General features: G+C 74.4%; 16 protein-coding genes and 1 pseudogene. 15 read left to right on the top strand and 2 right to left on the bottom strand.

What is annotated here, in order from left to right; genetic code table 11:
• The first annotated feature begins 111 nt into the window (after nucleotides 1–111).
• The 13 genes from argB (at nucleotide 112) to cobA (ending at nucleotide 16712) form a co-directional block, all read left to right on the top strand.
• Nucleotides 112–987: an acetylglutamate kinase gene (gene argB / locus ACZ3YL_RS07290; protein ID WP_188303096.1), complete on the top strand. Its 876-nt coding sequence runs from the start codon at nucleotides 112–114 to the stop codon at nucleotides 985–987.
• Nucleotides 984–2189, top strand: coding sequence for an acetylornithine transaminase (locus tag ACZ3YL_RS07285; protein WP_465656015.1), 1206 nt, complete (start codon nucleotides 984–986; stop codon nucleotides 2187–2189). The genes argB and ACZ3YL_RS07285 overlap by 4 nt, the downstream gene beginning before the upstream one ends.
• 23 nt (nucleotides 2190–2212) lie before the next feature.
• Nucleotides 2213–2761 (top strand): arginine repressor, encoded by a 549-nt coding sequence (locus ACZ3YL_RS07280; RefSeq protein ID WP_188303078.1) that lies wholly within the window; start codon nucleotides 2213–2215, stop codon nucleotides 2759–2761.
• 115 nt (nucleotides 2762–2876) lie between these two features.
• On the top strand, nucleotides 2877–4301 hold the full coding sequence (gene argH / locus ACZ3YL_RS07275) for an argininosuccinate lyase (RefSeq protein WP_188303077.1): 1425 nt from the start codon (nucleotides 2877–2879) through the stop codon (nucleotides 4299–4301).
• A 108-nt stretch (nucleotides 4302–4409) separates the two neighbouring features.
• Nucleotides 4410–4667 (top strand): hypothetical protein, encoded by a 258-nt coding sequence (locus ACZ3YL_RS07270; protein ID WP_188303076.1) that lies wholly within the window; start codon nucleotides 4410–4412, stop codon nucleotides 4665–4667.
• Nucleotides 4668–4915: 248 nt separating this feature from the next.
• Nucleotides 4916–5419 carry a GNAT family N-acetyltransferase gene (locus ACZ3YL_RS07265; protein ID WP_188303075.1) on the top strand — a complete coding sequence of 168 codons (504 nt, stop codon included), beginning with the start codon at nucleotides 4916–4918 and terminating at the stop codon, nucleotides 5417–5419.
• Nucleotides 5420–5986: 567 nt separating this feature from the next.
• On the top strand, nucleotides 5987–7012 hold the full coding sequence (locus tag ACZ3YL_RS07260) for a methionine ABC transporter ATP-binding protein (RefSeq protein ID WP_188303074.1): 1026 nt from the start codon (nucleotides 5987–5989) through the stop codon (nucleotides 7010–7012).
• Between the two features lie 5 nt (nucleotides 7013–7017).
• On the top strand, nucleotides 7018–7746 hold the full coding sequence (locus ACZ3YL_RS07255; RefSeq protein ID WP_188303095.1) for a methionine ABC transporter permease: 729 nt from the start codon (nucleotides 7018–7020) through the stop codon (nucleotides 7744–7746).
• A gap of 58 nt (nucleotides 7747–7804) precedes the next feature.
• Nucleotides 7805–8629, top strand: coding sequence for a MetQ/NlpA family ABC transporter substrate-binding protein (locus ACZ3YL_RS07250; protein WP_188303073.1), 825 nt, complete (start codon nucleotides 7805–7807; stop codon nucleotides 8627–8629).
• Between the two features lie 199 nt (nucleotides 8630–8828).
• Nucleotides 8829–9464: a GNAT family N-acetyltransferase gene (locus tag ACZ3YL_RS07245; RefSeq protein ID WP_188303072.1), complete on the top strand. Its 636-nt coding sequence runs from the start codon at nucleotides 8829–8831 to the stop codon at nucleotides 9462–9464.
• A gap of 153 nt (nucleotides 9465–9617) precedes the next feature.
• Nucleotides 9618–10868: a precorrin-6y C5,15-methyltransferase (decarboxylating) subunit CbiE gene (cbiE, locus tag ACZ3YL_RS07240; RefSeq protein WP_465656010.1), complete on the top strand. Its 1251-nt coding sequence runs from the start codon at nucleotides 9618–9620 to the stop codon at nucleotides 10866–10868.
• 482 nt (nucleotides 10869–11350) lie between these two features.
• Nucleotides 11351–15304 (top strand): nicotinate-nucleotide--dimethylbenzimidazole phosphoribosyltransferase, encoded by a 3954-nt coding sequence (gene cobT / locus ACZ3YL_RS07235; RefSeq protein ID WP_465656008.1) that lies wholly within the window; start codon nucleotides 11351–11353, stop codon nucleotides 15302–15304.
• 160 nt (nucleotides 15305–15464) lie between these two features.
• Nucleotides 15465–16712 carry a uroporphyrinogen-III C-methyltransferase gene (gene cobA / locus ACZ3YL_RS07230; protein WP_465656006.1) on the top strand — a complete coding sequence of 416 codons (1248 nt, stop codon included), beginning with the start codon at nucleotides 15465–15467 and terminating at the stop codon, nucleotides 16710–16712.
• A gap of 36 nt (nucleotides 16713–16748) precedes the next feature.
• Here the strand turns inward: cobA and ACZ3YL_RS07225 are convergent, their stop codons facing one another.
• Entirely contained in the window at nucleotides 16749–19490 is a 2742-nt protein-coding gene (locus tag ACZ3YL_RS07225) for a SpoIIE family protein phosphatase (protein ID WP_465656004.1), read from the bottom strand.
• Nucleotides 19491–19579: 89 nt separating this feature from the next.
• On the opposite strand from ACZ3YL_RS07225, the gene ACZ3YL_RS07220 reads away from it, so the two are divergent.
• Entirely contained in the window at nucleotides 19580–20386 is an 807-nt protein-coding gene (locus ACZ3YL_RS07220) for a TrmH family RNA methyltransferase (protein WP_188307294.1), read from the top strand.
• A gap of 834 nt (nucleotides 20387–21220) precedes the next feature.
• On the opposite strand, the pseudogene ACZ3YL_RS07215 reads toward ACZ3YL_RS07220, so the two are convergent.
• Nucleotides 21221–22492, bottom strand: a pseudogene (locus ACZ3YL_RS07215) (serine/threonine-protein kinase); the annotation flags it as partial.
• Between the two features lie 406 nt (nucleotides 22493–22898).
• Between ACZ3YL_RS07215 and ACZ3YL_RS07210 the strand changes: the two are divergent.
• Nucleotides 22899–23099: a hypothetical protein gene (locus tag ACZ3YL_RS07210; RefSeq protein ID WP_465656002.1), complete on the top strand. Its 201-nt coding sequence runs from the start codon at nucleotides 22899–22901 to the stop codon at nucleotides 23097–23099.
• The last annotated feature ends 288 nt before the right edge of the window (nucleotides 23100–23387 follow it).

Here is a 23387-nt window from a genome sequence, read left to right as displayed (position 1 = left end):
CCGCTGATCCGCTGATCCGCTGATCCGCGACATCCGTTCCGACGAGGGAATCCCGTGCAGATCGCACCCAAGGGCGAACAGGCCCGCAACAACACCGCGTTGCCCAAGGCCATGACGCTGATCGAGGCGCTGCCGTGGCTGGAGCGCTTCCACGGCAAGACCATCGTGATCAAGTTCGGCGGCAACGCCATGGTCGACGAGAGCCTCAAGTCGGCCTTCGCCCAGGACGTCGTCTTCCTCCGCTACGCCGGCCTGCACCCGGTGGTGGTGCACGGCGGCGGCCCGCAGATCAGCGCCCAACTGGACCGGCTCGGCCTGGAGTCCAGCTTCACCAACGGCCTGCGCGTCACCACCCCCGAGACCATGGACGTGGTCCGGATGGTGCTGGCCGGCCAGGTGCAGCGCGAGCTGGTCGGCCTGCTGAACGAGCACGGCCCGTTCGCCGTCGGCATGACCGGCGAGGACGCCCACACCATGACGGCGGTCAAGCGCTATGCGGTGGTGGACGGCGAGCAGGTCGACATCGGCCTGGTCGGCGACATCGTCAACATCGAGGCCGGCGCGGTGAAGGCGCTGATCGGGGACGGCCGGATCCCGGTCATCTCCTCGATCGCCCGCGGCGCCGACGGCCACGTCTACAACATCAACGCGGACACCGCCGCCGCCGCCCTGGCGGTCGCGCTCGGCGCCGAGATGCTGGTCGTGCTGACCGACGTCGAGGGCCTGTACAAGGACTGGCCGAACTCCGACGACGTGATCAGCCAGCTCAACGCGAGCGAACTGCAGGAACTGCTGCCGGGCCTGGCCAGCGGCATGCTCCCCAAGATGGAGGGCTGCCTGAACGCCGTCCGCTCCGGGGTGGGCACCGCCCGTGTGCTGGACGGCCGGGTGCAGCACAGCCTGCTGCTGGAGATCTTCACCGACGAGGGCATCGGCACGATGGTCGTGCCGGACGACGAACCGACCGTGACCGGGGGACTGGCATGACCGCGAACGACCAGCTGACGGACCGGTGGCAGCACACCTTCACCGACAACTACGGCACTCCCCGGATCCCGCTGGTGCGCGGCGAGGGCGTCAAGCTCTGGGACGCCGACGGCAAGGAGTACACCGACCTGCTCGGCGGCATCGCCGTCAACGCCCTCGGCACCGCCCACCCAGCCGTGGTCGAGGCGGTCAGTCGGCAGATCGCCACCCTCGGCCACGTCTCCAACCTCTTCATGGCCGAGCCGACCATCGCCCTCGCCGAGCGGCTGCTGGAGCTGGACGGCCGCGCGGGCGGCCGGGTGTTCTTCTGCAACTCCGGCGCGGAGGCCAACGAGGCCGCCTTCAAGATCAGCCGGCGCACCGGCCGCACCCACCTGGTCGCCCTCCAGGGCGGCTTCCACGGGCGGACCATGGGCGCCCTCGCACTCACCGGCCAGCCCGCCAAGCAGGCGCCGTTCCGCCCGCTGCCCGGCGACGTCACCCACGTCCCGTTCGGCGACGTCGAGGCGCTGCGCGCGGCCGTCACCACTGAGACCGCCGCCGTCTTCCTGGAGCCGATCCAGGGCGAGAACGGCGCGATCCCGCTGCCCGACGGCTACCTGCGGGCCGCCCGCGAGATCACCCGGGCCACCGGCACCCTGCTGGTCCTGGACGAGATCCAGACCGGCATCGGCCGCACCGGGTACTGGTACGCCCACCAGGCCGCCGAGGGCGTCGAGCCGGACGTGGTCACCCTGGCCAAGGCGCTCGGCGGCGGCCTGCCGATGGGCGCGGTGCTGGCCTTCGGCCCGGCCGCCGAGCTGCTCACCCCGGGCCAGCACGGCACCACCTTCGGCGGCAACCCGGTGGCCGCCGCGGCCGGGCTCGCGGTGCTGGACACCATCGAGTCCGAGGGCCTGCTGGAGCACGTCCGCAAGATCGGCGACCGGCTCCGGCACGGCGTCGAGGCGATCGGCGACCCGCTGGTCTCGCACGTGCGCGGAGCCGGCCTGCTGCTCGGCATCGTGCTCACCCGGCCGGTCGCGGCCCAGGTGCAGGCCGTCGCGCAGCAGGCGGGCTTCCTGGTGAACGCGGCCGTCCCGGACGCCGTACGGCTGGCGCCGCCGCTGGTGCTCACCGAGCAGGAGGCGGACGCCTTCCTCGCCGCGCTGCCGGACATCCTCCGGACGGTGCGCGAGAGCGCCCCGGCCGATGCGCGTTGACCGTTGTCCGGGAGAATAATCACATGACCGAATCCCGTTCCGGCCCCTCAGCCGCCGGCCCGACGCCGCAGGTCCCGCAGACCCGCACGGCGCGCCACCGGCGGATCGTGGACCTGCTCACCCGCCAGCCCGTGCGTTCGCAGAGCCAGCTCGCCAAGCTGCTCGCTGATGACGGACTCGTGGTCACCCAGGCCACCCTCTCCCGGGACCTGGACGAGCTGGGCGCGGTCAAGATCCGCAACCGGGACGGCGCGCTGATCTACGCCGTCCCCGCCGAGGGCGGCGACCGTACCCCGCGCGCGCCGATGGGGGAGTCGGCCAGCGAGGGCCGGATGGCCCGGCTGGCCGGCGAGCTGATGGTCTCCGCGACCGCCTCCGGCAACCTGGTCGTGCTGCGCACCCCGCCCGGGGCCGCGCAGTTCCTCGCCTCGGCGATCGACCAGGCCGAGGTGTTCGAGATCATCGGCACCATCGCGGGTGACGACACCGTGCTGCTGATCAGCCGCGACCCGGCCGGCGGCCAGGCGCTGGCCGACCACCTGATGCAACTCGCCCAGGCCAAGGCCCAGTAGGCCCCGGGCGCCCCGAACCCCGGTCGAAGGATCCCCTTCGACCGGGGTTTTGTGTTCCATACGGTGTGATGCATACTTATGCCACCCATCGTACATGCGTGAAGGAGCCACCGCGATGACCGCCCAGCAGTCCTCCGACGTCCGCCTCTGGGGCGCGCGCTTCGCCGACGGCCCGTCCGAGGCGCTGGCCAGGCTCTCCGCCTCGGTCCACTTCGACTGGCGCCTCGCCCCCTACGACATCGCCGGCTCCAAGGCCCACGCCCGGGTGCTGCACAAGGCCGGACTGCTCTCCGACGAGGAACTGGCCGGCATGCTGGCCGGACTCGACCAGCTGCTCGCCGACGTCCAGGCCGGCACCTTCGTCGGCACCGTCGCCGACGAGGACGTCCACACCGCGCTGGAGCGCGGCCTGCTGGAACGCCTCGGCGCCGACCTCGGCGGCAAGCTGCGGGCCGGGCGCTCGCGCAACGATCAGATCGCCACCCTGTTCCGGATGTACCTGCGGGACCACGCCAAGACCATCGGCGGCCTGCTGCTCGACCTCCAGCACGCCCTGGTCGGCCTGGCCGAGGCGCACCCCGACACCGCGATGCCGGGCCGCACCCACCTCCAGCACGCCCAGCCGGTGCTCTTCGCCCACCACGTCCTCGCGCACGTGCAGGCCCTCGGCCGGGACGCCGAGCGGCTGCGCCAGTGGGACGCCCGCACCGCCGTCTCCCCGTACGGCTCCGGCGCCCTGGCCGGCTCCTCGCTCGGCCTCGACCCGCAGGCCGTCGCCGCCGACCTCGGCTTCGAGGGCGGCTCGGTCGGCAACTCCATCGACGGCACCGCCTCGCGCGACTTCGTCGCCGAGTTCGCCTTCGTCACCGCGATGATCGGCGTCAACCTCTCCCGGATCGCGGAGGAGGTGATCATCTGGAACACCAAGGAGTTCGGCTTCATCACCCTGCACGACGCCTTCTCCACCGGCTCCTCGATCATGCCGCAGAAGAAGAACCCGGACATCGCCGAGCTGGCCCGGGGCAAGTCCGGCCGGCTGATCGGCAACCTGACCGGCCTGCTGGCCACCCTCAAGGCGCTGCCGCTCGCCTACAACCGGGACCTCCAGGAGGACAAGGAGCCGGTCTTCGACTCCTGCGACACCCTGGAGGTGCTGCTGCCCGCGTTCACCGGGATGATGGCCACCCTCACCGTGCACCGGGAGCGGCTGGAGGAGCTGGCCCCGGCCGGCTTCTCGCTCGCCACCGACATCGCCGAGTGGCTGGTCAAGCAGGGCGTGCCGTTCCGGGTCGCGCACGAGGTGGCCGGGGCCTGCGTCAAGGTCTGCGAGGCCCAGGGCATCGAGCTGTCCGACCTGACGGACGAGCAGTTCGCCGCCATCTCCGAGCACCTGACCCCCGAGGTCCGGACGGTGCTCAGCGTGCACGGCGCCATCGCTGCCCGTGACGGGCGCGGCGGCACCGCCCCCTCGGCCGTCGCGGTCCAGCTCGCCGAGGTGAAGGCGGACCTGGCGCGGCAGCAGGAGTGGGTCCAGGGCTGAGCCCTGGAGCAGCGTGCGAGGGGCGCGTCGGTCCGGCCGGCGCGCCCCTCCGGCGTGCGCACCCCGGTCCGGGCGTAACCGGCTCCGCCCGAGCCCGTCATGCACGGTGTGTGCACCCCCTTTCCGCCCGTCCCCTCCGCCGAGGACGTCTTCCTCGCCGAACGCCGCCGCCGCGTGGTCCGCGAGACCGTCGCCGCCCTGCCCGGCCGCTGCCCGCAGCTGATCGCCGCCCTCGTGGAGGATCCGCCGCCCACCTACCGCGAGCTCTCCGAGCGCCTCGGCATGCCGCGCGGCTCCATCGGGCCCACCCGCTCCCGCTGCCTGGCCTGCCTGCGGCTCCTGCTGCACGCGGAGCGCTACCCCTGACCGGGACGGGCCCGCCCCGCCTCACCCGGGCGCCCCACAGCCGGCCGCGCCCCGCGCGCGGCGCGTCGCTGCCACCCCACCCCGGCGTGACCCTTGCCACGTCTGGCCCGTCGAAGGTTGAGGGAACCTGACACCCGGGTAGCACGCTGGCGAACGTCACTCTTGACGGTGGCGCATACGCTCGGATACTGAGCGTGAGCGCGTCACCCTCTGCGCGCCGGGCACGACGACTGGGGAGGCCCCTCCACATGGGCATGAGCGTGATCATCTCGGCCGCTGAGGCCGAGGACGCGGAGCAGATCCTCAAGCTCCAGTACCTGGGCTACCAGCCCGAGGCCGAGCTGTACGGCGACTGGGCGATCGAGCCCCTGACACAGACCCTGGAGAGCCTGCGCACCGAACTGACCGAGCAGCACGCCCTGGTGGCCCGGCTGGGGGACGAGGTGGTCGGCGCCGTGCGCGGCCACGTCGACGCCGAGGGCATCGGCCGGATAGGGCGTCTGGTGGTGCACCCCCGGATGCAGCGGCACGGCCTGGGCGGCCGGCTCCTGGACGCACTGGAGCGCCGGATGGCCGAGGACGGCCGCCCGGTGACGGCCTACCGGCTGTTCACCGGTCACCGGAGCCTGGGCAACCTGCGGTTGTACGCCCGCCAGGGCTACCGGCAGACCGCCGTCGAGCAGGTCACCAGCCGGCTGAGCTTCGTGCACCTGGAGAAGCCGGTCGCCGTCGCGCTCGCCGCGACCGCCTGAGCGCCCGCCCGCGGTCGGGCACCTCGACGCCGCCACCATCCGGACGCCCCGGTGGCGGCGTCGAGGCGTTCCATCCCAGCTCCGGGGCGGCTCGTGTCCGCAATGCGGACAGTCGGGCCCGAACAGTTGGGCGTCAATCGACCCATCTGTTTTACTGGCTCACATGACTGCGACGACGAACTGGACCCCCACCGGCACGCTGCCGGCAGGTGAGCGTGCCATGTGCCGTCGAATGTGTCACCGCTGAGGGCCACCGCCCCCGGTACCCCGTCGAGGGTGCCTCCTCCTCGCGCCCCGAAGCGAGACTCCGGCGTCGCTCCCGCCCGTGTGAGCGCGTCCCATCCCCCCCCCGGAAGACCGGAAATCCCTCCCTCCGGCGTGCCCGCCCACCCGCGGCCGTCGATGACTCGTTAGGGCCACGCCGTCGCGCGGCCCGGCCGTTCTGCGGCCACGATCAAGAGATGGCGGGTCCGGATCCCCCTGGTGAGGCGTCGCAGGAAGCCGCTTGACCGCAACCCCGGTCGGGCGGCCGACAGCGCCGCCTGCCCCTGACCCACGGAAGCAGCTGTGATCACCACCACGGACCTGACGAAGGTCTACCGTTCCCGAGGCCGCGAGGTGACCGCCCTCGCCGGCGTCGACCTGCACGTTCGCCCGGGCGAGGTCTACGGAGTCGTCGGCACGAGCGGTGCCGGCAAGTCCACCCTCATCCGCTGCGTGAACATGCTGGAGCGCCCGACCTCCGGCACGGTCACCGTGGACGGGGTCGAGCTGACCGCGCTGTCCGGCGGCGAGAACCGGGCCGGCAAGGACCTGCGCGAGGCACGCCGCCGGATCGGCATGGTCTTCCAGCACTTCAACCTGCTGTCCTCCCGCACGGTGCAGCAGAACGTCGAACTCCCGCTGGAGATCATCGGCCTGGACCGCACCCAGCGCCGCCGCAAGGCCGCCGAACTGCTCGACCTGGTCGGCCTCGGCGACAAGGCCCGCAGCTACCCCAACCAGCTCTCCGGCGGCCAGAAGCAGCGGGTGGGCATCGCCCGCGCCCTGGCCGGCGACCCCAAGGTGCTGCTCTCCGACGAGGCCACCTCGGCCCTCGACCCGGAGACCACCCGCTCCATCCTCAAGCTGCTGCGCGACCTCAACCAGCAGCTGGGCCTGACCGTCCTGCTGATCACCCACGAGATGGACGTCATCAAGTCCGTCTGCGACTCCGCCGCCCTGATGCGCGGCGGGCGGGTGGTGGAGTCCGGCGAGCTGACCGACCTGCTGGCCGAGCCCGGCTCCGAGCTGGCCCGCGAGCTGTTCCCGCTCAGCGAGTTCGGCACCGGCCACCCCGGGGCGACCGTCCTGGAGATCACCTTCCAGGGCGACACCCCGGCGCAGCCGTTCGTCTCCCAGCTGGCCCGCACCTACCAGATCGACATCAACATCCTCGGCGCCGCGGTGGAGACCATCGCCGGCCGGATGGTCGGCCGGATGCGGGTCGAACTGCCCGGCGGCCACCAGGACAACGTGGTGCCGATCGGCTACCTGCGCGAGCAGGGCCTGCAGGTGGACGTGGTCGGTGCGGCGGACGGAGCGGTGGCATGAGTGGCCTGAGCTGGGACCAGATGCAGGAACTGATGTGGCCCGCCACCCAGGAGACCTTCCAGATGGTCGGGGTCTCGACCCTGTGCACCGTGCTGCTCGGCCTGCCGCTCGGCGTCCTGCTGGTGCTCACCTCCAAGGGCGGGGCGCTGCAGAACCAGCCGGTGAACAAGGTGCTCGGCGCGGTCGTGAACCTCACCCGCTCGCTGCCGTTCATCATCCTGATGATCGCGCTGATCTCCTTCACCCGGTGGCTGACCGGCAACTCGCTGGGCTGGCAGGCCGCGACCGTGCCGCTGACCGTCGGCGCGATCCCGTTCTTCGCCCGGCTGGTCGAGACCTCCGTCCGTGAGGTCGACCGCGGCCTGATCGAGGCCGTCCAGGCGATGGGCGGCAGCACCTGGACGCTGGTGCGCAAGACGCTGGTCCCCGAGGCGCTGCCCGGCATCGTCGCCTCCGTCACCACCACCGTCATCGCGCTGATCGGCTACTCCGCGATGGCCGGCACGGTCGGCGGCGGCGGCCTCGGCGACCTCGCCTACCGGTACGGCTACCTGCGGTTCGAGACCACCTTCATGTGGATCATCGTGGCCGAGATCGCGATCATCGTCACGATCATCCAGCTGGCCGGCGACTACGCCGTGCGCCGGCTGGCCAACCGGGGCCGCGGCGGCGGACGCACCCGCCTGCTCCGCCCGCGCGCCACCGCCCCCGACGAGGACCTCGTCGCCTCCTAGACCTCCCTCGTCCGACCTCCGGACGCGGCTCCCCGCATCACGCAGAAAGGCACTTTTCGTGCGCAACGTTCTGAAGTTCACCAGTGTCCTCGCCACCGCCGGCCTCGCCCTGTCGCTGGCCGCCTGCGGCAGCTCGGGTTCGTCCTCCTCGGACCCGAACGCGCCGCTGAAGGTCGTCGCCAGCCCGACCCCGCACGCGCAGATCCTCAAGTTCGTCAACGACAACCTCGCGGCCAAGGCGGGCCTCAAGCTCGACATCAAGGAGGTCACCGACTACGTGACCCCCAACACGGCGGTGCAGGACGGTTCGGCCGACGCCAACTACTTCCAGCACGTCCCGTACCTGGATGACTTCAACAAGAAGAACGGCACCGACATCGTCCCGGTCGAGCCCGTTCACCTGGAGCCGCTGGGCGTCTACTCCAAGAAGGTCAAGTCGATCAACGACCTGCCGGACGGCGCCACCATCGGTGTGCCGAACGACGCCACCAACGAGGGCCGGGCGCTCAAGCTGCTCGCCGACAACAAGCTCATCACCCTCAAGGACGGCGCCGGCACCGCCGCCACCCCGGCGGACGTGACGGGCAACCCGAAGAACTTCAAGTGGAAGGAGCTGGAGGCCGCCCAGCTGCCCCGCTCCATCGCCGACCTCGACGCCGCCGTGATCAACGGCAACTACGCGATCGACTCCGGCCTGAAGCCGGCCACCGACGCCCTGGTGCTGGAGAAGGCCGAGGGCAACCCGTACGCGAACATCCTCGCCGTCAAGAAGGGCAAGGAGAACGACCCGCGGGTGAAGAAGCTGGCCGAGCTGCTGCACTCCGACGAGGTCCGGAAGTACATCAACGACACCTTCCAGGGCTCGGTCATCCCGGCCTTCTGATCGTCGTACGGTCATACCTCGTAGCGCCCGACCGGGCCCCCGCCGCACCTCGGCGGGGGCCCGGTCGGGCAGTATGCACCAGGGACACCGCGGCCGACCGGGTTCTGACGCACCGTCGCGCGGGGCGCGCACCGCGTGATACCCGGGGCGCGCCGGAGGCGTACGGTGTTGTGTTCACGACCCGGCGAGGAGAGACGGCATGGCAGCGAGCTTCCCCGAGACGGCCATCAGCACCGAACGGCTGCTGCTGCGGCCCCTTGCGGAGGACGACGCCCCGGGCCTGGCCACCATGATGGCCGACGACCTCGTGCTGGCCTGGACCGACCTCCCGCACCCCTTCACCGAGGAGTACGCGGCCGAGCTCGCCCGCACCCTCGCCCCCGCCCACCGCGCCGCCGGGCGCGGCATCGTCTTCGCCGTCACCGAGCACCTCACCCAGCGCCTGGTCGGCCTGGTCGAACTGCGCAACACCGACTGGCGGCTGCGCAGCACCGAGATCTCCTACGTCACCGCCGTCTGGGCGCGCGGCGAGGGCTACGCCCCGGAGGCCGTCCTCGGCGTCGCCCAGTGGCTGTTCGAGGACCGCGGCTTCCTGCGCCTGGAGCTGCGCACCGCCGCCGGCAACACCTCCGCCCAGCAGGTCGCCCAGAAGATCGGCGGCATCAGCGAGGGCGTGCTGCGCAGCGCCTGGATAGTCCGGGGCGAGTCCGGCGAGGTCGTGGTGGAAAGCCGCAGCGACCTGATCCTGTGGAGCCTGCTCCCGGAGGACCTGGAGTCGCCCGAACTGCACCACGACGGCTGGCACGGCGACCACCGCTACGTGCTGCGCGACTGAACCCCCCGCCGCGTTCCCCCGCTGGTCACCCGCGCGGCGCGGACATGTGTGCGAGATGTCGGCCTCCGGGGGACCACACCCGGTAGCCTCTCCACCGGCGCCGCACAGCCGGCGCGACGAGCCGCGCAACGAGTCGAGGGAGAACGGCCGCAGATGGCTGACCGGATCACGGTCATCGGGTGGGACGGTACGCCGCTGACCGAGGCCGCCGGCGCGGCCCTCGCCGCGGCGACCCTGGTGGCCGGAGCGCCCTACCAACTGGACGCCCTCCCGGTGCCGGAGGACGCCGAGCGGCTCGCCCTCGGCAACGTCCAGCAGGCCGCCCGCACGATCGCCGAGCACCGCGGCGCCGCCGTCGTGGTCGCCGAGGGCGACCCCGGCTTCTTCGGCGTGGTGCGCACCCTGCGCCGCCCCGAGTACGGCCTCGAACTCGAAGTCCTGCCCGCCGTCTCCTCCGTCGCCACCGCCTTCGCCCGGGCCGGCATGCCCTGGGAGGACGCCCAGGTGGTCAGCGTCCACGGCGGACGGCTGCGCCGCGCGGCCAACATCTGCCGGGCCCACCCCAAGGTCGCGGTGCTCACCGCCCCGGGCGCCGGGCCGAGCGAACTCGCCCTGATGCTGCGCGGGGTGCACCGCACCTTCGTGGTCTGCGAGGCCCTCGGCACCCCGGAGGAGGACGTCACCGTCCTCACCTCCGACCGGATCGCCGACCACGTCTGGCGCGACCCGAACGTGGTGCTGGTGATCGGCGCCCAGGCCGGCCCGGTCGGCGAGGCGGCCGGCTGGCTCGCCGGGCGCCCGCTCGGCTACCCCGGCGCGGACCGCGGCTGGGCGCTCCCCGGCGACGCCTACGCAGGCGCCGGGCGCGCGGAGGACGAGCCGGGCGCATCGGAGGCGCTGCCCGCGCACGTACGCGCCCTGGTGCTGGCCCGTCTGGGTGCACGTCCCGGGGACCTCGTCTGGTCGGTCGGCGCGGGCAGCGGCGCCCTCGCGGTGGAGGCGGCCCGGTTCGGCGCCGCCGTGGTCGCCGTCGAGGGCTCCCGCTCGGCCTGCGCCCGGCTCACCGTCAACGCCCGCCGCTACGGGGTCGAGGTGGAGACGGTGTACGGGAAGGGCCCCGAGGTGCTGGGCGGACTGCCGGAGCCGGACGCGGCCGTGGTGGAGTCCGGCGGCCTCGACGTGGTGCGGGCGGTGCTGGCCCGCAGGCCCGAGCGCTTCGTCGCCGTCGCCCGGACCTTCGCCGAGGCCGAGGAGATCCGCCGGGCCATCAGCGAGGCCGGGTACCGGGCGGATGGCGCGCTGCTGCAGTCGACCCCGCTGCGGGCCGCCGAGGAGGGCGGCGCGCTGACGCTCGGTGCGGGCGCGGGCGGCGCGCTGCTGCTCTGGGGTGAGCAGATCGTGTGAAGGCCTCGGGTGCGCGCCCGGGCCGCCGGGCGCACCGCGCGGTGATCCAGGTCGCATCCGGACACCGATTCGAGAGGTCACCGCGCCGGGCCGGTAGTGTGGCGTCCCAGGCGGCTGCAGCCGCCGACGACCCACCCGATTCGGTCGGTTTGTCACCTTTTTGACGTGGTGCAAGCCGGTTCCGCTCGGAGTGTGGGCAATTCGACGGGCCGCGTGCCGGACCTGGAGAATGCCGTAGGGTCCGGTGCGGTCGTGCCGGTTGCTCCGGGTTGTCGTTGATTCAGATGGTGCACCGCCCTCATCGGCGGTGCCCGGGCCGGGGTGCCGCAGCGCGCCGGAAGGACTAGGGCCGCAGCGCCACGGCGCGGCGGCCGCGTGTGTTGAGGGGCGGGTCGGTCCAGGCCCGGCCCGTGCGGATGGGCGCTGCGGTCGGTGATCGCGTCGCCGAGGGGCGCGGCAGCGGCCTGGAAGGAGCTTTGACAATGACCGATGGCGGCCACGTCCCGGGCGAGGGACTGCCGGAGCACCTGCACGCCGGGCCAGACCCGCTCGGCGGACCGGAGGGCGTCGCGGGCGTTGCACCCCTGCAGGGCGTCGCGACCGACGGCGGCGTGATCCCCAACCCGGCGGCGCCGGTGGGCGGCCTGCCCGGCGCGGGCATGATCCCGCCGCAGGGCCAGCCGAACTTCGCCGTCCCCGGCGTGCCGGCCCCGGCCGCCCCGGGTGACGGCTGGACCGTCGACCAGGGCGCCGCGCGCCCGGCGTTCCACTTCGTCGACCAGCCGGACGGGCTGGACGACGAGGACGACGTCCTGCTGATGCCCGGTCCGCAGGGCTCCTGGGGTGCCGAGCAGGCGCCGTTCGCGCAGCCGGACGGCGCCCCGGTCGAGCCGTCCTGGCCGCCGGTGGACCCGCCGGTGCTCGGCGGCGAGCACGTCCAGCAGCCGCCGCTGCACGCCGCCCCGGCGCAGCCCCAGCAGCCGATGACCCAGGCTCAGGCGCCGCGCCGCCCGCTGCACGCCGGCCCGCCGATCCCGGACCCCTCGCTGATGACCGGCCAGGTGCCGGTCCGTTCGCTGGCCGACCGCGGCCCCTCGCAGGGCGGTACTCCCGCGCACGGCATCCCGGTCGTCGGCCGGCCGCCGATGGGCGAGGCCGTCGTGCCGGTCCCGGGCGCCGCGCCGCAGGGCGTGCCGCAGGCCGCCCCGATGGCGCCCGCCGCGCCGGCGGCCCCGATGCCCACCACGGCCGAGACCGGCCAGACGGTTCACCAGATGCCGCAGGGCTACCAGCAGGTGCCGCTCGCCTCGCAGCCCGTCGAGGGCCTGATGACCATCGAGACGGTCGGGGCGATCGAGGTCATCGAGGTCGTCGAGACCCCGGAGGCGGCTCCGGCTGCTCCGGTCACTCCGGTCGCCGAAGCCGTCCAGGTCCAGCCGGCCCCCGAGGCCGCGCAGACGGCCCAGGCCGTCGTGGCCGAGCCGGTCCCGGCCCAGGCCGCCGAGCAGCCGGCCGCCGAGGCCGCCGTGGTGGACAGCCCCGCGATCGAGACCGTGGTGGTGGACGCCGCCGTGGAGACCGTGGAGACCGCCGTGGTCGAGGGCGGTGCCGAGCCGGTCGTGGCCGAGGCCGCCGCGCCCGCGGAGCAGTCCGAGCCCGCCGCCCCGGCCGGTCAGCCGCGCCGGATCTCCGCCTTCCTCGCCGCCCCGACCCCGCACGGCCTGCCCAAGGTCGCGGCGGCCCAGCAGGCCCCGGCGGCCGAGGAGGCGGCACCGGAGCAGCCCGCACCCATAGCGGTCGCCGAAGCGCCGCAGGCCGCCGAGCCGGCCCCGGCCGTCGAGCCGGCCCCGGCCGTCGAGCCGGCCCCGGCCGTCGAGGCGGTGCAGGAGGCCGGGCAGGTCGCCGAGGCGGTCCAGGCCGAACAGGCCGTCACGGCCACGGCCGAGCCGGTCGCCGAGACCGCCGCCGGCACCGGTGAGATGCCCTCCGGCCAGGCCGTCGCGGAGAGCGCCGACCAGGAGGCCGTTGCCGCCGAGGCCGTCCTCGCCGAGGCCATGGCCGCCGAAGCCGTCGCGGCGGAGCCGGTCGCGGTCGAGCCCGTCGTCGCCGAGGGCGAGCAGCCGCAGCCGGAGGCCGTCCCGGCCGAGCCGGCCGCCGAGGTCCTGGCCGAGCAGGTCGTCGAGGCCGCCGCCGAGCAGCCCGTCGACCAGCCCGCCGAAGCCGAAGCCGCCCAGCCCGCCGAAGCCGTCGCCCCCGAGGCCGAGCAGCAGCCCGTCGCCGAGGCCGCCGAGCAGCCGGTCGCCGAGCAGCCCGCCGACGCCCCGGCCGCCGAGGAGCCGTCGGCCGAGCCCACCGCGGAGCCGGCCGAGCCCGTCACCCTCGCGCCGGAGGCCGTCCAGGAGGAGGCCCCCGCCGCCGAGCCGGTCGCCGAGGTCCCGGCCGAGCAGGTCGTCGAGCAGCCGGTCGAGCAGGTCGTCGAGGCCGCCGCCGACGAGCCCGTCGAGCAGCCCGCCGAAGCCGTCGCCCCCGCGACCGAGGCCGCCGAGGCGCCCGCCGCCGAGGCACCGCAGTCCGAGGCCCAGGCCGAGCAGCCCGCCGATCCGCAGCTCGAGCAGCCCGTCGATCCGTCCGAGGCCCCGGCCGCGGAGGCCGAGCAGCCCGTCGAGCCCGCCGAGCCGCGCGGCCCGGCCGCCCCCGGCTACGACGAGGCCGGCCGCGACGCCGTCCACCAGGTGATCCGCGAGCGCCGCGACATCCGCAACGGCTTCCGCCCGGACGCGATCCCGCACGAGGTGCTGATCCGCGTCCTGGAGGCCGCCCACACCGCGCCCAGCGTCGGCTACTCGCAGCCCTGGGACTTCGTGGTGATCCGCTCGGCGAAGACCCGCAGGCGGATGCACGCCCTGGCCGAGCGCCAGCGCGAGGCGTACGCGGACTCGCTGCCGAAGGGCCGGGCCAAGCAGTTCCGGGAGATCAAGATCGAGGCCATCCTCGACACCCCGGTGAACATCGTGGTGACCGCCGACCGCACCCGCGGCGGCCGGCACACCCTGGGCCGGCACACCCAGCCGCAGATGGCCCCGTACTCGGCCGCCCTGGCCGTCGAGAACCTCTGGCTGGCCGCCCGCGCCGAGGGCCTGGGCGTCGGCTGGGTGAGCTTCTTCGACGACGAGCAGCTGGTCCGCGAGCTGGGCCTGCCCGAGCACCTGGAGGTCGTCGCCTACCTGTGCGTCGGCTTCGTCGACTCCTTCCCGGACGAGCCCGAACTGGAGCAGCAGGGCTGGGCCAAGAAGCGCCCGCTCGCCTGGGTGGTCCACGAGGAGCAGTACGGCAACCGCGCGCTGCCCGGCGAGGAGCCGCAGAGCCTGCTCGCCGACACCCTGCGCGGGATCCGCCCGCTGGACGCCAAGGCGCTCGGCGAGGCCTGGGACCGCCAGAAGCGGATGACCAAGCCGGCCGGCTCGCTCGGCATGCTGGAGATCATCTCCGCCCAGCTGTGCGGCCTGTCGCGCAAGTGCCCGCCGCCGATCCCGGAGCCCGCCTGCGTGGCGATCTTCGCGGCTGACCACGGCGTGCACGCCCAGGGCGTCAGCCCGTGGCCGCAGGAGGTGACCGCCCAGATGGTCGGCAACTTCCTGGCCGGGGGAGCGGTGATCAACTCCTTCGCCAAGCAGATCGGCACCGAGGTCTGCGTGGTGGACGTCGGCGTCGCCGCCGAGCTGCCGCAGGCCGTCCAGCAGGGCCGCGCCACCGGCCTGCTGCCGCGCAAGGTCAAGCCCGGCACCGCCGACATGACCCAGGGCCCGGCGATGACCCGCGAGGAGGCCCTCCAGGCCGTCGAGGTCGGCATCGAGACCGCCCGCGACCTGGTCGCGGCGGGCAACAAGGCACTGGTCACCGGCGACATGGGCATCGCCAACACGACCGCTTCGGCCGCCCTGATCTCGGTGTTCACCGGCCTCGACCCGGCCGAGGTCACCGGCCGCGGCACCGGCATCGACGACGAGACCCACGCCCGCAAGATCGAGGTCATCCGCGCCGCGCTGGCCCTGCACCAGCCCGACCCGAACGACCCGATCGGCGTCCTCGCCGCCGTCGGCGGCCTGGAGCACGCGGCCCTCGCCGGCTTCCTGCTGGGCGCCGCGTCGCTGCGCACCCCGGTGGTGCTGGACGGTGTGATCGCCGGTTCGGCCGCGCTGGTCGCCAAGGCGATCGCCCCCGAGGTGCTGGCCGCCTGCATCGCCGGCCACCGTTCCGCCGAGCCCGGCCACCAGGCCGCGCTGGCGAAGCTGGGCCTGCGTCCGCTGATCGACCTGGACCTGCGGCTCGGCGAGGGCACCGGTGCGCTGCTGGCACTGCCGCTGGTGCAGAGTGCGGCCCGCGCGATGCACGATGTAGCCACCTTCGACTCCGCCGGGGTCACCGAGAAGGCCTGACGCACCACCTCACCCGCTCCGCGGACCGGCCCGAGGGCGCGCCGGCCCGCGGAGCGGCGTATCACCGCTCGGCCCGCTGAGCGGTGTGCCACCGCTCGGCCGCTGAGCGGCGTACCACCGCACCCGCCCCACATCCTCATCCCGATCAGGAGCACCGCCGATGAGCGCGCCCACCCCGCACCCCGGCACCGAGGGCCGGACCCCGTACCCGGTCGGCCTGCTGCTGGCCGGTCGTCGTGTCGTCGTGGTCGGCGGCGGACAGGTCGCGCAGCGGCGGCTGCCGGCCCTGATCGCGTCCGGCGCCGAGCTGCACCTGATATCCCCGGCCACCACCCCGGCCGTCCAGGCCATGGCCGACGCGGGTGAGCTGACCTGGCACGCCCGCCCGTACGCGGACGGCGACCTGACCGGCGCCTGGTACGTCCTGGTGGCCACCGACGACCCGGCGGTCAACGCGGCGGTCAGCGCCGAGGCCGAGCGCGAGCGGGTGTTCTGCGCCCGCAGCGACGACGCCTCCGCCGCCTCCGCCTGGACCCCGGCCAGCGGCCGGGACGCCGGCGCCACCGTCGCCGTGCTCACCGGCGACCCGAGGCACTCCGCGGCCCTGCGCGACGCCGTGGTCGGCGGCCTGCGGGACGGCTCGCTGGCCGCCCGCGCGTACCGCGCGCACGGCGCCGGCGTCGCCCTGGTCGGCGGCGGCCCGGGCGACCCGGACCTGATCACCGTGCGCGGGCGCCGGCTGCTCGCCGACGCCGACGTGGTGGTCGCCGACCGCCTCGCCCCGCGCGAACTGCTCGCCGAACTGCCCGAGCACGTCGAGGTGATCGACGCCTCCAAGATCCCCTACGGCCGCCAGATGGCCCAGGAGGCGATCAACCAGGCGCTGATCGACCACGCCAAGGCCGGGAAGTTCGTGGTCCGGCTCAAGGGCGGCGACCCGTACGTCTTCGGCCGTGGCGGCGAGGAGCTGCTGGCCTGCGCCGAGGCCGGCGTCCCGGTCACCGTGGTGCCCGGCATCTCCAGCTCGATCAGCGTCCCGGAGTCGGCCGGCATCCCGGTCACCCACCGCGGGCTGACCCAGGAGTTCACCGTGGTCTCCGGCCACGTCGGCCCGGACGACCCGCGCTCGGTCACCAACTGGTCGGCCGTCGCCGGGATGAGCGGCACCCTGGTGCTGCTGATGGCCGTGGACAAGATCGGGGCGATCGCCGCCGAGCTGGTCGAGCACGGACGGGCGGCCGACACCCCGGTCGCGATCGTCCAGGAGGGCACCACCGCCGCCCAGCGCCGGGTGGACGCCACCCTGGGCACCGTCGCCGCCGTGGTCGAGGCCGAGGGCGTCAAGCCCCCGGCGGTGATCGTGGTCGGCGAGGTGGTCAACGTGCTGGCCGCCGCCTTCCGGCCGTAGGCCCCGGCGGAGTGGGAAGTCGGCCGGTCCGACTTCCTAATCCAGCGGCTGCTCCGTCCAGATGACCTTCCCGGTCGCGGTGTAGCGCGTCCCCCAGCGGTCCGCGAACTGGGCGACCAGGAACAGCCCGCGCCCGCCCTCGTCCTCGGTCGCCGCGTACCGCAGGTGCGGCGAGGTGCTGCTGCCGTCCGACACCTCGCAGATCAGCGAACGGTCGCGCAGCAGCCGCACCCGGATCGGCCCGGAGCCGTACCGGATCGCGTTGGTCACCAGCTCGCTCAGGATCAGCTCGGTGACGAACGCGGCCTCCTCCAGCCCCCAGTCCGCCAGCCGCCGCGCCACCTGCGCCCTCACCTCCCCCACCGCCGCCGGCTCCGGGGGCACGTCCCACTGGGCGACCTGGTCCGCTGCCAGCACCCTGGTCTCCGCGACCAGCAGCGCGATGTCGTCCTGCGGATGCGGCGGCAGCATCGCCCCGAGCACGTCCGCGCAGGTCTGCTCGGGCGTGCGCGGCGGCCCGCTCAGCGCCGACCGCAGCAGCTCCAGGCCCTCGTCGATGTCCCGCTCGCGGTCCTCCACCAGCCCGTCCGTGTACAGCACCAGCCGGCTGCCCTCGGCCAGGTCCACCTCGATGGTCTCGAACGGCAGCACCGCCAGCCCCAGCGGCGGCCCGATCGGCACCTCCGGGAAGGTCACCCGGCCCTGCGGGTCCACCACGGCCGGCGGCGGGTGTCCGGCACCGGCCAGCGTGCAGCGCCGCGACACCGGGTCGTAGATCGCGTACAGGCAGGTCGCCCCGGTCAGGCCCGCGCTGTCGCCGCCGCCCGCCTCCTCCTGGTCGATCCGGTTCACCAGCTCGTCCAGGTGCCCCAGCAGTTCGTCCGGCGGCAGGTCGAGCGTCGAGAAGTTGTGGATCGCGGTCCGCAGCCGCCCCATCGTCGCCGCCGCGTGCAGCCCGTGGCCGACCACGTCGCCGACCACCAGCGCCACCCGGGCGCCCGGCAGCGGGATCACGTCGTACCAGTCCCCGCCCACCCCGGCCTGGGCCGGCAGGTAGCGGTGCGCCACCTCCAGCGCGTTCTGCTCCGGCAGGCTGCGCGGCAGCAGGCTGTGCTGCAGGGTCACCGCCATCGCGTGCTCGCGGGTGTACCGGCGGGCGTTGTCGATGCACACCGCCGCGTGCGCCACCAGTTCCTCGGCCAGCTTCAGGTCCTCCGGCTCGAACGGCTCCGGCCGCTCCGCCCGCCAGAACCGGGCCACCCCCAGCAGCACCCCGCGCGCCCGCAGCGGCACCCGCACCAGCGAGTGCACCCCGTACGCCAGCACCTGCGCCGACTGCTCCGGGTCCTGCTCCCGCCAGCCGTGCACCTCGGCCAGCCGCGGCTCCAGCCCGGGCACGCCGCTGTGCAGCGCGCCAGCCAGCGGGGTCGCCGGCACCACGTCCAGCACGGTGCCCACCGGGTGGAACGGCGCGTCGTCCCCGGTCCCGGCGAGGGCGGTACGGCGCATCCGGCCCAGCGAGCCGCCCAGCGGCGGCTCCTCACCGGCCAGCACCTGCTCGGCGAGGTCCACCGTGACGAAGTCCGCGAACCGCGGCACCGCGACCTGTGCCAGCTCCTCCGCCGTCCGGGTCACGTCCAGCGAGCTGCCCACCGTCACCCCGGCGTCGTACAGCAGCCGCAGCCGCCGCTGCGCGCCCTCGGCCCGGCCGGTCAGCGCCCGCAGCTCGGTGGAGTCGCGCAGCGTGGCGACGCAGCCGGGCGGACCGCCGGCCTGGTCGGTCAGCCGTACGTTCACCGCCAGCAGCCGTTCCCCGGACAGCACCACCTCGTCGCTCACCGGACGGTCGGCGGTCAGCAGCTCCAGCGGGGCGGGCTCCAGGCCGAGGTCGGTCACCGGGCGGCCCTCGGCGTCCGGCGGCAGGTCCAGCAGCCGGCGCGCCTCGTCGTTGCACAGCAGCAGCCGCCCGTCCCCGCCGACGATCATCACGCCCTCGCGCACCGCGTGCAGTACGGCCGCGTGGTGCTCGTACATCCGGGTCATCTCGACCGGGCCCAGCCCGTGGGTCTGCCGTCGCAGCCGGCGGCTGATCAGGGCCGTACCCAGGGTGGCCAGCCCTATCGCGCCCACCGCCGCGCCCAGCAGCACCGGCAGCTGGCGCTCGCTCGCGGCCGAGACCTTGCTCAGGGTGACCCCGGCCGAGACCAGCCCGGCCACGGAGCCGTCCGGCGCGTAGACCGGGACCACCGCCTGGACCAGTGGTCCGAGCGTGCCGGTGAGGTGCTGGGTCACCACCTGGCCGTGCAGCGCCGGCTCGTAGGTGCCGACGAACTTCTGGCCGATCCGGGCCGGGTTGGGGTGGGTGTAGCGGATGCCCTGGTTGTTCAGTACGACGATGAAGTCCACGCCGGAGGAGATCCGCGCGGACTGCGCCTTCGGCTGCAGGATCGCGGTCGGGTCGGGGGAGCGCAGCGCGGCGACCATGCCCGGCGAGTTGGCGAAGGTCTGGGCGACCGCCACCGACCGGTTGCGTGCCTCGTGGTCGGCGTCGTTGCGCGACTGCACCACCAGGGCGATCCCGGCCCCCGCCACCAGCAGCAGCACGATCAGGATCTGCAGCACGAACACCTGCCCGGCCACCGACCAGTGCCGGGCCGGTCGCGACCGCTTCGCGCGGGGCAGCTGTTGCCGACCGTGTGGGCGCCCACCGGATGAACCGGCGTCGCCGGTGGCACCAGAGGCCGACGGAGCCCAGGATCGGCCCGGATTTCGGGCCATACGGTCATATTTGCACTCACGCTAGCCCGGGACCACCCCGTCCGTTCCGCCGTTTGGCCTTCCCCGCCCCGGCTTGGCAAGATCGCAGGGTGTCCGAACCCAGCACCATCACCGACCCGGCCGACCCCCGTCTCGCCGACTACACCGGCCTCACCGACGTCGAACTGCGCCGCCGCCGCGAACCCGCCGAGGGCCTGTTCATCGCCGAGGGGGAGAAGGTCATCCGCCGCGCCCTCGCGGCCGGCTACCGGATGCGGTCGATGCTGCTGACCGCCAAGTGGCTCGACGTGATGGCCGACGTCATCGCCGGGGCCAGCGCCCCCGTCCACGTGGTCGAACCCGGGCTCGCCGAAGCCGTCACCGGCTACCACGTCCACCGCGGCGCCCTCGCCTCGATGGAACGCAAGCCCCTCCCGGACGCCGCCGAACTGCTCGCCGGGGCCCGCCGGGTCGCCGTCCTGGAGGGCCTGGTCGACCACACCAACCTCGGCGCCATCTTCCGCAGCGCCGCCGCCCTCGGCATGGACGCCGTCCTGCTCTCACCGGACTGCGCCGACCCGCTCTACCGCCGCGCCGTCAAGGTCTCGATGGGCGCCGTCTTCGCGGTCCCCTACGCCCGCCTCGACCCCTGGCCGGCCGCCCTCGACACCGTTCGCGGCGCCGGGTTCACCCTCCTCGCCCTCACCCCCGCCGACACCGCCGTCGACCTGGCCACCCTCGCCCCCCACACCCTCCCCAAGACCGCCCTCCTGCTGGGCGCCGAGGGCGACGGCCTCACCCCCCGAGCCATCGCCGCCGCCCACCACCCCGTCCGCATCCCCATGGCCCACGGCATCGACTCCCTCAACGTCGGCGCCGCCGCGGCCGTGGCCTTCTACGCCGTCACCACCCCCTGACCCCCGCCCCACCCGCCGGACGAGAAGTCGCCCCACCCGACGTCCCGCGCCCCCTCATGCGGCCCGCCCCTACCGTGGCGCTGCGTTCCCGCCGCCATGGCCCCTCGCGTCCGATCGCCTTCCGCGCGGGAAGTCGACCTGCCCGACTTCCCGCGCTCAGCCCGCCGGGGCCGTCGGCGGTGCCGGGGCGGCAGCCGGGGGAGGGGTGGCAGCCGGGGGAGGGGTGGTGAGGCCGATGCCGCCGGAGGCACCGGCGCCGGGCCAGGACTCGTCGAGGGTGCCGTCGCCGCGCACGGTGTAGCGGGTGGAGATGACCGCGCCGGTGGCGGCCACGCGTTCCTCGCGGACGACCGCGCTGCCGTCGAGGCGCCAGGTGGCCGCGGCCTGCGGGTCGGCGGTCGAGGTGCGGGAGGTGGTGGCGACCGGGCTGTCCCCGGCGAAGGTGTAGAGCTGGACGAGGTCGACCGGCGCCGTTCCCTCGGCTCGCCGCAGCACGACGACCGTGGCCGGCTGGCCCTTGTACCGGGCCGGCAGCACCGCGCTCAGCGCGACGTGCGGCCCGCCGCCGACCGAGTGTCCGTCCTTCAGGTTGACGGCCGCCCCGCCCGCCCCGTCGGGGTAGCCGCGGTTGGGCCAGTCGACCACGGGCCCGGGCCCCTGCGCGGGCGCCAACGCGCTGTCCCCGGTGCCGCGCGCGGTGGCCGGCAACGGCGTCGCCGAGGCCGGCGGTGCGACGTCCACCGAGGTCCCGGGCACGGCCAGTTCGCCGCCGCCCCGGGCGCCGGCCGCGGCGGTCTGTCCGACCACCGGACGGGCGCCCTGGTTGCTCCGGTTCTCGCAGCCCTGAGCGGCCGCGATGGCGAGCGCGACGCCGATCGTCACGGTGACGAAGACCACCAGCCGTTGCCGCAGCAGCCGTTGCCGCGCGGTGCCGGGCCGTCCGCCGGGCACGGGGGTGTGCTGCCGGTCGCGGGGCCGGGGTCTGGCCGGCGGAGGAGTGTGCGGACGGTCCCGCAGGGGGCGGGCGACGGGCGTGGCCTCGGGCCGGGGGAGCGGGGCGCCTTGCGGGCGCCGCGCGGATGCTCCCGGCGCCTGCCCACCTGGCCGGCCGGCCGCCGCCCGGGCCCGCGGCGCCGGAGCGACGGGTTCGGGCGAGCGCCCGGGGGCCGGTACGCCCTGCCGTCCGCTCTCCTGCTGGGGCGCCCGCGGGTCATCGGCGGGTGCGACGGGTGCCGCGGCCGACGCCGCCCCCCGCCGGGCGCCGCGCCCGCCGGCTCCGGTGGCCGCGCCGCGGGCCGCCAGTTCGCTGAGCCGCTCGTGCAGTGCGGCCGCGCCGGGCCGTTCGGCCGGTTCCTTGGCGAGGCAGGCCCGGATGAGCGGGGCGAGCTGCGGCGGGACGGCGGACAGGTCGGGTTCCTCGTGGACGACCCGGTACAGCATCACTTCGGAGGAGGCCCCGGAGCCGAAGGGGGTGTCCCCGGTGAGCGCGTACGCGAGGGTGGCGCCGAAGGCGAAGACGTCGGTGGCCGGGGTGACGGCGACTCCGCGCACCTGTTCGGGTGCGAGGAAGCCGGGGGAGCCGACCGCGGTGCCGACGTGGGTGAGGGTGCTGGCGCCGCGCGACCACGCGATGCCGAAGTCGATGATCCGCGGCCCGCGGGGGGAGAGCAGGATGTTGGAGGGCTTGAGGTCGCGGTGGACGACCCCGGCCTCGTGCACCTTGACCAGCCCGTCGGCCAGCGCGGCGCCGATCCGGGCGGCCTCGGGCCAGCTGAGCGGCCCTTCGTCGCCGACCCGCTTGTAGAGGGAGGGCCCGGGGACGTACGCGGTGGCGAGCCAGGGGCGGTCGGCTTCGATGTCGGACCCGACGACCCGGGCGGTGCAGCCGCCCCGGATCCGGGAGGCGGCGGCGATCTCGCGGGCGAAGCGGGTGCGGAACTCCTGGTCCTCGGCGAGTTCGGCGCGGATCAGCTTGAGGGCGACGCGCTGTCCGCGGCGGTCGGAGCCGAGGTAGACCACGCCCATGCCGCCGGCCCCCAGCCGCCGGTGGAGGCGGTACGGCCCGACGATGCGGGGGTCCTCACGCCTCAGCCGCATCATCGCCATGTCTCGTTCCCCGTCAGCCCGTGGGTGAGGCCCCGTTGGTTGGGGCATCGTCAGTTCCTGTCTGGCACAGCTTACGGACTGCCCGCTGCGGTGTGCTGATACGCAACACCTCGCGCCGCCGTGCGATTGTCGGATCGTGCGCTGAGCTGCAGGTCATAGGGGCGCCGAATCGCTTCTCGGGGTTGCCCCTCAGGGTTCCCCCGGGGGCGGGGTAAGACCTCCCTCCCCCTCCGGTAGTACGCCTTGAGTCTGAGCGTCATCCTCCGGGATGCCCGAGGAACAGTACGACGGCATGACGCCCACGAGACCCCCTGACCAATAGCGTTGTGTCCAGCGGTGGACGGGGAGCTCGTCCCCCGAGGTAAGCCGTCCACCGCGCCAACTCGACCGGATCAGGAGCAGGGCCATGGCATCGCAGCAGACGGGTACTTCCCGCCGGCCTCGGTCGGCCTTCACCCAGTCCCAGTCCGCCGAGCAGCCCACCCGGCACCCCGCCGTCGCGCTGGCCATGGCCCTGCCGTGCGCCGTGCTCCTGGTGCTGCTGTTCGGCGGGTGGGAGCAGATGGCGAACCAGGCCGAGGCCCTGGCCGAGCTGATCGGCCGCTGAGGCCGTCGAGGCCGCCAGGGCCGAAGTAAGAGGAACACCAAGAACGGGCACTGTTCCCCTGGGGACGGGGAGCAGTGCCGCCGGGGAGGCCGCGACCGCGTTGACACGCGGACGGGCGAGAGCGGTTCGCAGAGTGCCCCGGCAGGCGGAGATGCCGCGTACGGACGTCGGTGAGGGCGACCGTACGCGGCTCTTCTCCGCCCCGAGTCCCGGGGCCTCGGTCCTACCGGAACGACAAACGGCCGAGGCCGCGACCCTGACGGATCGCGGCCTCGGCCGTTACTGTGC

This window comes from Kitasatospora sp. NPDC023176 (genome assembly GCF_055560495.1).
Note: the sequence above shows the minus strand (reverse complement) of the source record. Positions and strands in the feature narration are given on the sequence as shown.

What these genes read in the sequence shown, in the direction of transcription:
- ACZ3YL_RS07245 (WP_188303072.1), top strand. Translation starts at nt 8,829, where the DNA reads ATGGCAGCGAGCTTCCCCGAGACGGCCATCAGCACCGAACGGCTGCTG.
- ACZ3YL_RS07210 (WP_465656002.1), top strand. Translation starts at nt 22,899, where the DNA reads ATGGCATCGCAGCAGACGGGTACTTCCCGCCGGCCTCGGTCGGCCTTC.
- argH (WP_188303077.1), top strand. Translation starts at nt 2,877, where the DNA reads ATGACCGCCCAGCAGTCCTCCGACGTCCGCCTCTGGGGCGCGCGCTTC.
- ACZ3YL_RS07265 (WP_188303075.1), top strand. Translation starts at nt 4,916, where the DNA reads ATGGGCATGAGCGTGATCATCTCGGCCGCTGAGGCCGAGGACGCGGAG.
- ACZ3YL_RS07280 (WP_188303078.1), top strand. Translation starts at nt 2,213, where the DNA reads ATGACCGAATCCCGTTCCGGCCCCTCAGCCGCCGGCCCGACGCCGCAG.
- argB (WP_188303096.1), top strand. Translation starts at nt 112, where the DNA reads ATGACGCTGATCGAGGCGCTGCCGTGGCTGGAGCGCTTCCACGGCAAG.
- cobT (WP_465656008.1), top strand. Translation starts at nt 11,351, where the DNA reads ATGACCGATGGCGGCCACGTCCCGGGCGAGGGACTGCCGGAGCACCTG.
- ACZ3YL_RS07285 (WP_465656015.1), top strand. Translation starts at nt 984, where the DNA reads ATGACCGCGAACGACCAGCTGACGGACCGGTGGCAGCACACCTTCACC.
- ACZ3YL_RS07225 (WP_465656004.1), bottom strand. Translation starts at nt 19,490, where the DNA reads ATGGCCCGAAATCCGGGCCGATCCTGGGCTCCGTCGGCCTCTGGTGCC.
- cbiE (WP_465656010.1), top strand. Translation starts at nt 9,618, where the DNA reads ATGGCTGACCGGATCACGGTCATCGGGTGGGACGGTACGCCGCTGACC.
- cobA (WP_465656006.1), top strand. Translation starts at nt 15,465, where the DNA reads ATGAGCGCGCCCACCCCGCACCCCGGCACCGAGGGCCGGACCCCGTAC.